Origin of the sequence: Paracoccus sp. S-4012, assembly GCF_009674885.1 — a bacterium.
Lineage (GTDB): Bacteria > Pseudomonadota > Alphaproteobacteria > Rhodobacterales > Rhodobacteraceae > Paracoccus.
In genome coordinates this window covers 26,995-39,133 of sequence record NZ_WKKA01000022.1, presented here as the reverse complement: position 1 = coordinate 39,133, position 12,139 = coordinate 26,995, and the positions used below count along the sequence as shown (strand labels likewise).

At 68.3% G+C, this 12,139-nt stretch carries 13 protein-coding genes and 2 pseudogenes; 8 read left to right on the top strand and 7 right to left on the bottom strand.

The window, feature by feature from the left end:
- Window positions 1-118 precede the first annotated feature (118 nt).
- The 4 genes from GI374_RS17325 to GI374_RS17310 form a co-directional block, all read right to left on the bottom strand.
- Window positions 119-511: a helix-turn-helix domain-containing protein gene (locus GI374_RS17325; protein ID WP_154338291.1), complete on the bottom strand. Its 393-nt coding sequence runs from the start codon at window positions 509-511 to the stop codon at window positions 119-121.
- 153 nt (window positions 512-664) lie between these two features.
- A complete protein-coding gene (locus GI374_RS17320) occupies window positions 665-928 on the bottom strand; it encodes a hypothetical protein (protein ID WP_154338290.1) in 264 nt (87 codons plus the stop codon).
- A complete protein-coding gene (locus GI374_RS17315) occupies window positions 865-2,838 on the bottom strand; it encodes an AAA family ATPase (RefSeq protein WP_154338289.1) in 1,974 nt (657 codons plus the stop codon). The genes GI374_RS17320 and GI374_RS17315 overlap by 64 nt, the downstream gene beginning before the upstream one ends.
- A gap of 166 nt (window positions 2,839-3,004) precedes the next feature.
- Window positions 3,005-3,949: a GIY-YIG nuclease family protein gene (locus tag GI374_RS17310; RefSeq protein ID WP_154338288.1), complete on the bottom strand. Its 945-nt coding sequence runs from the start codon at window positions 3,947-3,949 to the stop codon at window positions 3,005-3,007.
- Between the two features lie 183 nt (window positions 3,950-4,132).
- Here GI374_RS17310 and GI374_RS17305 point away from each other — a divergent pair, with 183 nt between their 5' ends.
- Window positions 4,133-4,315 carry a hypothetical protein gene (locus GI374_RS17305; RefSeq protein ID WP_195759971.1) on the top strand — a complete coding sequence of 61 codons (183 nt, stop codon included), beginning with the start codon at window positions 4,133-4,135 and terminating at the stop codon, window positions 4,313-4,315.
- A 30-nt stretch (window positions 4,316-4,345) separates the two neighbouring features.
- Here GI374_RS17305 and GI374_RS18925 read toward each other — a convergent pair whose 3' ends face one another.
- Window positions 4,346-4,585, bottom strand: coding sequence for a hypothetical protein (locus GI374_RS18925; RefSeq protein WP_195759973.1), 240 nt, complete (start codon window positions 4,583-4,585; stop codon window positions 4,346-4,348).
- A gap of 228 nt (window positions 4,586-4,813) precedes the next feature.
- Window positions 4,814-5,191, bottom strand: a pseudogene (locus tag GI374_RS17300) (chromate transporter); the annotation flags it as partial.
- A gap of 239 nt (window positions 5,192-5,430) precedes the next feature.
- On the opposite strand from GI374_RS17300, the gene phnD reads away from it, so the two are divergent.
- The 3 genes and pseudogenes from phnD (at window position 5,431) to phnE (GI374_RS17285) (ending at window position 8,019) form a co-directional block, all read left to right on the top strand.
- Window positions 5,431-6,408 (top strand): phosphate/phosphite/phosphonate ABC transporter substrate-binding protein, encoded by a 978-nt coding sequence (phnD, locus tag GI374_RS17295; protein ID WP_154338286.1) that lies wholly within the window; start codon window positions 5,431-5,433, stop codon window positions 6,406-6,408.
- Window positions 6,405-7,222 (top strand): annotated as a pseudogene (gene phnE / locus GI374_RS17290) (phosphonate ABC transporter, permease protein PhnE). Before phnD ends, phnE (GI374_RS17290) begins: the two are co-directional and overlap by 4 nt.
- Window positions 7,219-8,019 (top strand): phosphonate ABC transporter, permease protein PhnE, encoded by an 801-nt coding sequence (gene phnE / locus GI374_RS17285; RefSeq protein ID WP_154338285.1) that lies wholly within the window; start codon window positions 7,219-7,221, stop codon window positions 8,017-8,019. The pseudogene phnE (GI374_RS17290) and the gene phnE (GI374_RS17285) overlap by 4 nt, the downstream one beginning before the upstream one ends.
- Before the next feature lie 15 nt (window positions 8,020-8,034).
- Here the strand turns inward: phnE (GI374_RS17285) and GI374_RS17280 are convergent, their stop codons facing one another.
- A complete protein-coding gene (locus GI374_RS17280; RefSeq protein WP_154338284.1) occupies window positions 8,035-8,475 on the bottom strand; it encodes a Fur family transcriptional regulator in 441 nt (146 codons plus the stop codon).
- A gap of 105 nt (window positions 8,476-8,580) precedes the next feature.
- Between GI374_RS17280 and GI374_RS19450 the strand changes: the two genes are divergently transcribed.
- The 4 genes from GI374_RS19450 to GI374_RS17260 are packed head-to-tail and all read left to right on the top strand — an operon-like array spanning window position 8,581 to window position 12,105.
- Window positions 8,581-9,471, top strand: a complete 891-nt coding sequence (locus GI374_RS19450) for a metal ABC transporter substrate-binding protein (protein ID WP_154338283.1) — start codon at window positions 8,581-8,583, stop codon at window positions 9,469-9,471.
- Entirely contained in the window at window positions 9,468-10,376 is a 909-nt protein-coding gene (locus GI374_RS17270) for a manganese/iron ABC transporter ATP-binding protein (protein WP_370515443.1), read from the top strand. The genes GI374_RS19450 and GI374_RS17270 overlap by 4 nt, the downstream gene beginning before the upstream one ends.
- Window positions 10,373-11,236, top strand: coding sequence for a metal ABC transporter permease (locus GI374_RS17265; RefSeq protein ID WP_154338282.1), 864 nt, complete (start codon window positions 10,373-10,375; stop codon window positions 11,234-11,236). The genes GI374_RS17270 and GI374_RS17265 overlap by 4 nt, the downstream gene beginning before the upstream one ends.
- On the top strand, window positions 11,233-12,105 hold the full coding sequence (locus GI374_RS17260) for a metal ABC transporter permease (protein ID WP_154338281.1): 873 nt from the start codon (window positions 11,233-11,235) through the stop codon (window positions 12,103-12,105). The genes GI374_RS17265 and GI374_RS17260 overlap by 4 nt, the downstream gene beginning before the upstream one ends.
- Window positions 12,106-12,139 lie beyond the last annotated feature (34 nt).

Genomic DNA, 12,139 nt, shown 5'->3' with positions numbered 1-12,139 from the left:
ATCGGGGTCTCCTGTGGTCCGTGGTTGAAGCGTCGAAACTCCACCTCGACCATACACCTCGATGGCCACCTCGGGTTACACCGGCAGAGCCAGCGAAATTACACCACCTGCGCGGACGCTAACCGCGCTTCGAACTGATCGGAGCGATTGGAGCAGGCATTCCGAGATGTTTCGTATAGCCCAGGAGTGAAGCCAGTTCGCCGCGCATGCGCTTCTCGATGCCGATGATGACTGGCCGGCTCAGTGACAGGCGATCGGATACCTGGGCTTGCGTCAGCCTTCTCCGCCGACGCAGCTCCGCCAGCGCACCGCCGGGATGTGTGCTGCCCGGCGGACACCACGCCCAGGTGCAGGCCAGAGGCGGAAGGACCTGGGCGAGACTGGAGATGGTGCCTTTTCCGTTCATGATCTGCTGCAGGGTTGGCCGGGAGAGCCCAGCTCTCGCGGCGAGAGATGATTTGTTGAAGCCGAGATGTCGCATGCGATCTTCGATAAGTCGTTCAAGCGGCATGCAGGACTCGTGGAAAGGGATGCTTACAGTTGCGGCAAGCTACCGTGACATGCGCCGGGGGAGAGGTGCAACCTATAGGTGTGTCCTAACGCGCATACTCGGGCAGAGGGGCGAGCGTGTTTGCCTTGCCGGCCTCAGGTTCCAGTTCTCGGCTCATTCCTCCGGGCGGACACCCTCGCCATGCTCCACCCGGCGGGTCCATGCTTCCAGCTCCTCGCCTTCGAGCGAGCCCGCCGCGGCCAGCGCCTCCGCCATGGTCTCCAGCAGCGCGCGATTGCGCTGCAGGATCGCGAGAGCCCGCTCCTCGGCCTGCTCGATTCTCGACCGAACACGCGCACGACGTTCCGCGTCTTTCAGGTAGCCGTCCAGGTTGCGACCCAGCCATAGCGGGCCCTCGGCGCCGAGCCCCTGGCGCATGTCGATCGACGCGGCGATGCGTGTTGCCTCGCCAGATCAGAGTTCGACGGACCGCCTGCGCCTAAAGAGATGCTGCCACAGACAAGCCGTTCGGCCGCGCCGCCGGCCATGCAGCGGTCTAGGTCGGCTTCGACCTCGAAGAGAAGTCCGCTCCGGGGACGGGGTTCAGACAACGTCTCCCCTCCGGCCGGGCCAAGCGCCACGCGCAGGACGCGGCTGACGCCCAGCGCGGTCGCGACGATCGCGTGACCGCATTCGTGAATCGCAGTTCGGTGATAGATCGCGGCATCGGCTTCGTGTCGGTTGCCAAGCGCCGCCAAGACGTCGCTGGGCTGGACGGGCCGCCGCTCAGCACGCGCCGCTGCACGCGCCGCACGCAATCCGCCGTCGATCGCGGCGGCGGTGTGTCCCGAGGCTGCACGCGCCAGACGAGCGAGATCCCGGTCGGAGAGCTGACCCGGGTAACCGTCGCGCAGCATGCGCGAAATCGCGACCTTCCCCGGGAGTGGCACCTCGACGATGGCGTCGATCCGGCCCGGACGCAGAAGGGCTGGATCGATGGTTTCGGGAGCGTTGCATGTGCCGACGACAAGCACGCCCTCCATCCGCTGCAAGCCGTCGAATTCCTCAAGCACCGCGTTGATCACTTGCCGGCGGTAGGACTCGTTGTGCTGATCGTGGCTGGTCCGGCTGCCTACGGAATCGATCTCGTCGATCACGAGGACGGCTGGTGCCGAGTCCCGAGCCTCAGCGAAACTGGCCCGCATTGCCGCCAGCATCCGGCCCAAGTGCCCTGCCGCTTGCCACTGAGCGAGGCTCCCTCGCACGAGCGCGACACCGGCGCTATTGGCCATTGCGGCGGCGAGAAAGCTCTTGCCGGTTCCCGGCGGACCAAAGAGCAGCAAGGACCGCTGGACCTCCGACCACGCGACCTCGCCCGCCTGCCAGGCGAGCAGGTCGGCGACCATACGGCGCGCGATTCTTTCGGCTTCCCCGTAGCCTTCGATGTCGTCGAGCGTAGGATGCAGAGGCCGCGCCCGATCGGTCACCTCGTCGGCCGAGACCATGGCTCGAAGGCGCTCGACGACCCTTTCGGCCGAGGGTTCTCGCAGCGTGAGGAGGAGTGCCGGTGTGCTCAGCTTTTTCAGCTCAGCATCGGCCGGAAGGCGTCGAATGAACTCGCCGAGATCCCCAGACAGATCGTCGCTGTCGTGCGTGATGCCCAGCATGGACTGCAGGATTTCCCGGTTCAGCGGCGGCACGGTGATCGCGGGGGGCAGGGCGGAGCGGAGCTCGACGGCGATGTCTTCCGGGTCGGTGACCAGCAGCAGGACCGGGCTCGCGCGGCCCAGCAACGCCGTCAGCTGGCTGTCCGTGCTACCGCGATAGTAACGCTCGGTCGGGCTCCTGAGCGAAAGCAGGTTCAGCCCGTCACCGGGGGAGTGAGGTCGCAGGGGATGATTCGGCGAGCTGACACTGCCTTCGGGCAGCAGGCCATCGACCAGCAGTTCCCGCACGAGCTCGTGCGGGACGTCGCGGTGATCGAGAACCGTGACCGCGTGCGGCTGACTCGTCGCATCCAGCCTTGCGGCGCTGCCGAAGGCTGCACACAGCCGAAGCAAGACGATCAGTCGGTCGATCGGGATCGGCGGTTGGGGTCGAGCAGGATCGCTTCGGGCCAGAACCGCATCGTCCTGCAGTGCGGTGGCGGGGTCGCGCTCGTCGCTGGACGTGGCCCCGGGGAGCGTTCGCGCGGGCGCAAGTTGCGGAGGTTGCCTCGGTTGCATCCGGTCAGGCTCGTCGAACCAGTCGGGCGGGCCGGGGTCATCAGTGCTGCGATCCTTGGCCATGCAGGCCTTGATCCGAGCGAGGGCGTCTGCAGCGAGTTCGGTCCAGTTCGGAGTGGTCATGCGGCGGCCTCAAGATTTGGAGGGAGGGCCCACCAGCCAAGGTGCCGGTGGGCTGAATGTTTGACAGCGGCTGGGTTGAAGGCGACGTGCTTGGCGTCCTGTGTCCGAGGAGACCTCCCGGACGCGAGGAACCAAGGCTGCCGCGCCCCGGTCTCAAGCCGGCCGTTCAGGCGCCCTCGTCATCGGAGTCGCCTTCGATGCCGTCGAGCAGCTGCTGAATTTCGGCTTCCAGCCACTCGGCGTAGACTTCCGTCACGACCGTGAGAGCGCCTGCGAAGTCCGTCGCGTCGATGACAGCCTCGGGGAAGCGGCGACGGAGGTTAGCGTGAAGCCTCTTCTCAGCGCGGATCGCGTCGTGACCGCTTGGCATCGCGACGACGCGCAGGACATGGCAAGCGAGATCGCGATCGCCGAGCAACTGATGCTGCAAGCGGGACCCGGGGTTCTTGGAAAAGCCGAGCTTCAGAACCCTCATCCCGTTGGGCAGAAGCACCCGGAAGAGATAGATAAAGCTCGGCGCGCTGACCCAGGTGACCCCGCACCCGCCACAGTCAAAGCGCTGAGTCTTGACGTTACCGCGGGCGATGCGCTGCCGGTGGCCACACGAGACATGTCTGTATTCGCGGTAGTTCGTGTCACCCTCCGGATCCGGGCCAACGAGCTCCCAGCCAACGGCTTGGGCCTCGGCTGCCTCGACGGCCTCGTGACACGTCGCGCAGCGCAGTCCCGTCTCGCCTGCGGCGACGCGCGTGATCAGCCCAATCTGGCGCCGCGCTTCATGCCCGCAGAGGAGCCGATACCACGCATAAACCCTGCTGTCCGGATCGCGGCGCAGGAAGGCAATGCCGGCGTTCTCGGCTTCCTGCCGCCAGGCGGTTTCGATGCAGTGCGAGCAACGCGGCTGATGGTTCATCAGCACGAACAGGCGGGTGCGCGAGAGCTCGCCGCACTGACGGCAGGTGAGCGCGAGAGCGTAGCGGTCGGCAACGCGCGCGGTGATGTCGAAGCCACGCCGGTCAGCCGCGTCGCGCCAGCGAGCGTGGATCGGCATGTCGATGACCGGCAGGGCCTCGCCGGCAATGATGATGCTGTTGTCATGAGCGTGGGGCATGCGCGTGCCTCCCTGGAATGGGTGAAAGCATGAGGGCAGGGTGGGCTGCCGTCCTGGCAGCGACGACCTGACCCTCAGTTCGGATTTGCAGGTGCCAGCAACCTCCTCGCGATATACGTCATCCGGGCGCTGGTCTGCGCGATCGGCCTGAGGGCGCTTGCCGCCACGCCGCCGACGCTCCTGGTGATCCTGACCATGCCCGCCGCGCTGACGCTCGTCGTGCACTCCCTCCGCCGCCGGCGGCAGTTCCGCGCCAGCCCCGAGAAGCGCTTCCGCATGGGCATGACGATCGGCAACGACGCGATCGACGCGGCGGCGATCCTGTTGCAGCTGTTCCCAGTCCTCATGATGCCGGTTTGCGCCTGAGCGCCCGCGACCCCGCGCATGCCTCGCCCGTCAGCGGGGGACCATGTCCTCGTCGCGCGAGGGCACCCGCAGCTTCACCGCCCAGGCTCTGGTATCGAGGACGATCGTTCCGTCCGCCTCGCGTGGCAGGCTCTCCGACAGCTTCGCTCGCAGCCGCTCGCGCGCCTCGGGCGCAAGACTCGCGCAGTAGCCCTCCGCCGCCGCGCGGGCGGCGCGTTCCGTCGCGCTGCGGAACGGCGAGCGCGCTTTCCCAGCCGGCTTCTCAGTCATGCCTCGCCCAGCTTCACAATCCTTCATCCGGAAGCGGAACGGAGGAGACACGCAGGCATCATCTTGGCCTTGTCGCGGCAATCGGGCCGCAGCGGACAGAGGAGAAGCGAGATGAATGACCAAACGCAGGCCGCGGGCACCGGAACCCGCCTGCACAGATATGTCCTGGCCGGCACGGTCGCCGTTCTGGGGCTGGGGACGATCGGTGTCGCGCAGGCCGACCCGATGGGCGACGATCTTGAGCCCGTGCAGAAGGCCCGCTCCAACCCGCCCATCCAGGGCGGAGGCGCCGGAGGCGAAGAGAACGAGCAGCAGCGCCGAGGGCAGGGTGAAGGCCGTCCAAGCGGCGAGCGCCCCGAGCGGCCCGCCGCGGAGCAGGCCGATCGCAAACCCGACCTGGCTGCTCGCCGGGCCGGGCAGGAACTGGCAGAGGGCTACCAGATCCGCATAGCCGGCATCGTCGATCCACTTCCGGCGGGTGACGATCTCGTTCCTGAAATAGCCGAGATGGGCTATCGGTCCGCCGAAGGAGGTGAGGCCAAGCTTGAGAAAGGCGTGGAACACCTCGCCCGTCGAGCCATGCCGTAGGGCAGGCTCAGGCGACATGAGGAACCGGCCCCGACCGGAGAGAGCGCCTCTTTGCAGGTGAGCCTGGCGAAAGCCAGCCGGCCGTAATTCTCATGTCACCCATCCTGGAACCGATCTTGCGGGCGGACTGTATCCGGCACGCGATCACCCGCAACCGGAACGAGCGAGCACGAATGTCTTGAAACCTCCGCACTTTCGTCACGCAATGTCGCATGCTGTTCCTATTCCGCCGCGGAAACGAAAGTCCGGAGGACAGGATGACCCGTCGCCTTCTCGCAGCCACGACCCTCGCCCTGATGGCTGCGCTGCCCGCCGCCGCGCAGGAGTTCACGCTCGACGCCCGCTACACCGATGCCGATCGTGATCTGGTCGCGGATATCCCGACTGATCCGGCGCAGTTGGCCGATCCCGACACGCTGATCTTCGCCTACACTCCCGTCGAAGACCCGGCGGTCTATGTCGATGTCTGGGCCGAGTTCCTCGACCACCTGTCTGAGACCACCGGCAAGCCGGTCGAGTTCTTCCCCGTCCAGTCGAACGCCGCCCAATCCGAGGCGCTGCGGGCCGGCCGCCTGCATGTCGCCGGCGTCAACACCGGCGGCAACCCGATCGCGGTGGCCTGCGCCCGCTTCCGGCCCTTCGCCATGATGGCGCGCGAGGATGACAGCTTCGGCTACGAGATGGAGATCATCACCCATCCGGACTCGGGCATTGCCGCGCCCGAGGACCTCTCGGGGCGGCAGCTCGCCTTCACCTCCGAGACCTCGAACTCCGGCTTCAAGGCGCCGCAGGCTCTGCTCGAGTCCGAGTTCGGGCTGCTGGCGAACGAGGACTACACGCCGGCCTTTTCGGGCGCGCATGACAACTCGATCCTGGGCGTCGCCAACAAGGACTACGACGCCGCCGCGGTCGCCAACTCGGTCCTGAAGCGCATGATCGCGCGGGACGCGGTGGACGAGGACGCGCTGGTCACGATCTACAAGTCGGCGACCTTCCCGACCACCGGCTACGGCGTGGCCCACAACCTGACGCCCGAGCTGCAGGAGCAGATCCAGGAGGCGTTCTTCACCTTCGACTGGGAGGGCACCCCGCTCCAGGCCGAGTTCGAGGCGCAGCGCGAGACCAAGTTCGTCCCGATCACCTTCAAGGACGACTGGTCGGTGATCCGCCAGATCGATGCCGCGCTGGGCGTGGAGGCGCGCGCCCATGCCGTCCGGCTGGCCGAGGCGGTATGAGCACCGCCGCATCCTCCGCCGGCTGGCCCACCACCTGGCGCCGCCCGCCGCAGCTGGTCCGCTCGCGCGGCTGGCGCATCGCGCTGACCCTTGCGGCGGTCGCCTATCTCGTCGTCGGCATCGGCTCGGTCGATGTGAACTGGGCCCGCGTCGCCGAGGGGCTGGAGCGTGGCGCGCGCTTCGTCGCGGGCTTCCTCACGCCCGACTTCACCACCCACTGGCGCGACATTTCGCAGGGCTGGTCGAGAGCCTGACCATGACCTTCACCTCGACCGTCACCGGCGTGCTGATCTCGATCCCGATCGGCCTTGGTGCTGCGCGCAACATCGCGCCCGGCTGGCTCTACGCGGTCTGCCGCGGCATCATCGCCGTCTCGCGCGCGCTGCAGGAGATCATCGTCGCGATCCTGCTGGTGGCGTTCTTCGGCTTCGGCGCCTTCGCGGGCTTCCTGACGCTGACCTTCGCCACCATCGGTTTCATCGGCAAGCTGCTGGCCGACGACATCGAGGAATCCGATCCGGGCCAGATCGAGGCGATCCGCGCCACCGGCGCCTCGTGGTGGCAACTGGTGAACTACGCCGTCCAGCCGCAGGTGATGCCGCGGATGATCGGCCTCTCGGTCTACCGGCTCGACATCAACTTCCGCGAAAGCGCGGTGATCGGCATCGTCGGCGCGGGCGGCATCGGCGGCACGCTCGACACCGCCCTGTCGCGCTACGAATACGACAGCGCCGGCGCGATCCTCCTCATCATCATCGCCATCGTCCTGCTGTCCGAGTACGCGTCCTCGCGGATGCGGGGGTGGCTGAAATGACCGCGGCGCCCGTCTGGCATCACCGCACCCCGCGCGAGCGTCTGGCGCTCTGGGCGCTGTGGCTCGGCATGGTCGCGCTGTTCGTCTGGTGCTGGGAGCTGATGACGGCGCGCACCATCTGGTCCTTCGTGCGGGACGCGCCTGAGGCCGCAGCGGACATCGCCAGCCGCGCCTGGCCGCCGCGCTGGAGCTACATGGACCAGCTCTGGGGGCCGCTCTGGGACACGCTGAACATCGCGACCCTGGGCACCCTGCTCGGGACCGCGATCGCGGTGCCGCTGGCGTTCCTCGCCGCGTCGAACACCACCCCCTCGCGGCTGGTGCTGCGGCCCTTCGCGCTCTTCTGCATCGTGGCCTCGCGGTCGATCAACGCGCTGATCTGGGCGCTGCTGCTGGTGTCGATCCTCGGCCCCGGCCTGCTCGCAGGCATCATCGCCATCGCCTTCCGCTCGGTCGGCTTCGTGGGCAAGCTGCTCTACGAGGCGATCGAGGAGACCGACGCCCGGCAGGTCGAGGCGATCGCCGCGACTGGCGCGAGCCAGGCGCAGATCCTGAACTACGCGATCTGGCCCCAGGCCATGCCGGCCTTCGTCGGCATCTCGGTCTTCCGCTGGGACATCAACATCCGCGAGAGCACGATCCTCGGCCTCGTGGGCGCGGGCGGCATCGGCATGCAACTGCAGTCGAGCCTCAACATGCTGGCCTGGCCGCAGGTGCTGCTGATCGTGCTGGTGATCTTCGCGACGGTGGTGGTGAGCGAGGCGATCTCCACGCGGGTGCGGCGGGCGATCATCTGAGCGGGCGCGGCCCGGTCAGTCCTCGCCGCCCTTCGTCGCGATCCGCCGGCAGTAGAGCTCGTGCCGGTGGTGCAGGAGTTCGTAGCCGTGGGTGGCGGCGATCTCCTTCTGCAGGCGCTCGATCTCGGGCGAGACGAACTCGATCACTTCGCCGCTGTCCACGTCAATCAGGTGATCGTGGTGGTGGCTGTCGCCGGCCTCGAAGCGGCTGGCGCCGCTGTGGAACTGGTGGCTGTGCGCGAGGCCGCGTTCGGAGAGGGCGGCGAGGGTGCGGTAGGTGGTTGCCTGCGAGACGCTGGCATCCATCTCGCGGGCGCGGGCGAGGACCTGCTCGGCGTCGGGGTGGTCCTCGGAGGTCAGCAGCACGCGGGTGATGGCCTGACGCTGGCGGGTGACGCGCAGACCGGCGTCGCGCAGCAACTCGTCGATGCGGTGGTCAAGGTCGGTGTCGATCATGGGCCAAGGTTAGCAGCAGCGCGGCTGCGGGGACAATGTCGCGAACGGTTCTCATCTGCTTGACATGCGAGTGGTTCGCATTATCGAATTGTGGTGGAGGTGACCATGCCGAGACTCGTCCTGCCCGCACTGGCCCTGATGCTTGCCGCCGGCAGCGCCGCCGCCGACGAACGCCCCAAGGTGGTCACCACCTTCACCGTACTCGCCGACATGGCCCGCAACGTCGCCGGGGACGCCGCCGACGTGGTGTCGGTTACGAAGCCCGGCGCCGAGATCCACGGCTATGACCCCACGCCGCAGGACATCGCCCGCGCCATGGATGCCGACCTGATCCTGTGGAACGGGCTGAACCTCGAACTCTGGTTCGAGCGCTTCTTTGCCAACATGCGCGACGTGCCCGCCGCCATCCTGACCGACGGCATCCACCCGATCCCGATCGCCGAGGGCGAATACGAGGGCCGGCCGAACCCGCATGCCTGGATGGGGCTCGAGAACGCGCTCATCTACATCGACAACATCGAGGCGGCGCTGGCAGGCATCGACCCGGACAACGCCGCGACCTACCGCGCCAATGCCGAGAGCTACAAGCAGCAGCTCCGCGAGGCGATCGGGCCGCTGCGCGAGCGGGTCGCAGCGCTGCCAGAAGAGCGGCGCTGGCTCGTCACCTGCGAGGGCGCCTTCAGCTATCTGGCGCGGGACTTCGGCCTGCGCGAGCTCTATCTCTGGCCGATGAACACCGATGCGGTGGGCACGCCGCAGCAGGTCCGCCGCGTCATCGATGCGGTGCGGGAGCACGACATCCCGGCGGTCTTCTGCGAGAGCACGGTGAACACCGACCCGGCCCGGCAGGTTGCGCGCGAGACCGGGGCGGCCTACGGCGGCGAGCTTTACGTCGACTCGCTCACCGGGCCGGACGGGCCGGCTCCGACTTATCTCGACCTGCTCCGCGTGACGGCCGAGACCGTGGCCACGGGGCTGGGGGGCAACGCTCCGTGAGCGCCGCATCGCCAGAGGCTGCGGAGGGGCTGGCGGTGCAGAACGTCACCGTGGCCTATCGCAACGGCCATGTCGCGCTCAACGATGCCAGCTTCGCGGTCCCCCGCGGCACGATCACCGCCCTGGTCGGGGTCAACGGTGCCGGGAAGTCGACGCTCTTCAAGGCAGTCATGGGCTTCGTGCCGCTGGCGCAGGGCGAGATCCGGCTGCTGGGGCTGCCGGTGCGCGAGGCGCTGCGGCGGGGCCTCGTCGCCTATGTCCCGCAGGCCGAGGAGGTGGACTGGTCCTTCCCCATCCTCGTCGAGGAGGTGGTGATGATGGGCCGCTACGGCCGCATGGGGCTGCTGCGCCGTCCCTCGGCCGCAGACCGCGAGGCGGTCGCGCGGGCGCTGGAACGGGTCGGCATGAGCGACTTCCGCCGCCGGCAGATCGGCGAGCTCTCGGGCGGGCAGCGCAAGCGCGTGTTCCTGGCCCGCGCACTGGCGCAGGAAGGCCGCGTGATTCTGCTCGACGAGCCCTTCACCGGCGTGGACGTGACCACCGAGGCGCACATCGTCGCCCTCTTGCGCGAGCTGCGCGACGAGGGCCGGGTGATGCTGGTCTCCACCCACAACCTCGGCTCGGTGCCCGAGTTCTGCGACCATGCGGTGCTGGTGCGCGGCACGGTGCTGGCGCATGGGCCGACCGAGGCGGTGTTCACGCGCGAGAACCTGGCGATCGCCTTCGGCGGCCAGCTCCGCCACATCACGCTCGGCGGCGAGGCGCTGCACCACGACCCGGATGCGCGGCACGTCACGATCCTCACCGACGACGAGCGGCCGATGGTCACCTATGGTGGCCAGTTGCAGCGGGCCGAGGCCTATCCCGCGGCGGAGCGCCTCGGCAGGGGCGGGCAGGGGGCATGAGCACCCTGCTGGAGCCCTTCGCTTATGGCTACATGGCCAGTGCCATCTGGATCTCGGCGCTGGTCGGCGCGGTCTGCGCCTTCCTCTCGGCCTTCCTGATGCTGAAGGGCTGGTCGCTGATCGGCGACGCGCTGGCGCATTCGGTGGTCCCCGGCGTCGTCCTCGCCGGCATGCTGGGGCTGCCCTTCGCGCTTGGCGCGTTCCTGGCGGGGGGGCTCGCGGCGGTCTCCATGCTGGCACTGTCCGATCGGTCCGGCCTGAAGACCGACGTGGTGATCGGGCTGATCTTCACCGGCTTCTTCGGCCTCGGGCTGTTCCTCGCCTCGATCAGCCCGGTGCCGTTCCGCATCCAGACCGTCATTATGGGCAACATCCTCGCCATCACCCCCGGGGACACGCTGCAGCTGGCGCTGATCGGCGGCGTCGCGATGGCGGTGCTGCTGCTGATCTGGCGCGACCTGCTGGCGGTGTTCTTCGACGAGGCCCATGCCCGCAGCGTCGGCCTGCGCCCGCGGCTGCTGAAGGGCGTGTTCTTCACGCTGCTTGCCGTGAGCGTCGTCGCCGCGATGCAGACGGTTGGCGCCTTCCTCGTCATCGCCCTGGTGGTGACGCCGGGCGCCACGGCCTATCTGCTGACCGACCACTTCCCGCGGCTGCTCACGCTGGCGGTCGCCATGGGGGCCGGCAGCTGCGCTATCGGCGCCTATGCCAGCTATTTCCTGAACGGCGCGACGGGCGGGATTATCGTCGTGCTGCAGACGCTGCTGTTTCTCGCCGCGGCCATCTGGGCGCCGACGCATGGCATCCTCGCGGCGAGACGCCGGGTGCGGGCCGCCCTGCGCGTCGAGGTCGCGCCATGATCGAGGCGCTGCTGCTGCCGTTCGAGCTGCCCTTCATGCAGAACGCCTTCCTGATCGGCGCCATCGTCGCCGTGCCCACGGCGCTGCTCTCCTGCTACCTGGTGCTGAAGGGCTGGGCGCTGATGGGCGACGCCGTCAGCCACGCGATCCTGCCCGGCGTCGTCGCGGCCTATCTGCTCGGCCTGCCGCTGATCCTCGGCGCCTTCGCCGCCGGGATGCTCTGCACGGTGGCGAGCGGCTACCTCTCGGCCAGCACGCGGGTGAAGCCGGACACGGTCATGGGCGTGGTGTTCTCGGGCATGTTCGCCTCGGGACTGGTGATCTACGTCGCCGTGCCGACTTCGATGCATCTCGACCACATCCTCTTCGGCAACATGCTCGGCGTTGACGCGCGCATGCTGCGCGACACCGCCCTGATCGCGGCGGTGGTGACGGCGGCGCTGCTGATCGGGCGGCGGTGGCTGCTGGTGCACACCTTCGATCCGGTGCAGGCGAGGGCGCTCGGCCTGCCCGTGGGACTGATCCACTATGGCCTGCTGGCGCTGATCTCGGCCACCATCGTCGCCACCCTGACCGCGACCGGCCTGATCCTCGCCGTGGGCCTGCTGATCACCCCCGGCGCCATCGCCTTCCTGCTGACGCGCCGCTTTGCCGCCATGCAGCTCGCCGCGGTGCTGGTCTGCGAGGCCGCGATGCTCGGCGGCATCTGGACGAGCTTCCATCTCGACAGCGCCACCGGCCCCACGGTCATCCTGCTGCTCACCCTCACCTTCGCCGTCGTGCTGCTGGGTCGGCGCGCGGGACGCCTGCGTCATAGGACGGAGCCACGCCTGGATGCCCGGAGCCACCTGTCGCACACGGATCGATGAGGCCACCCCTCACGGCCTCCCGCCCGGCATCAAG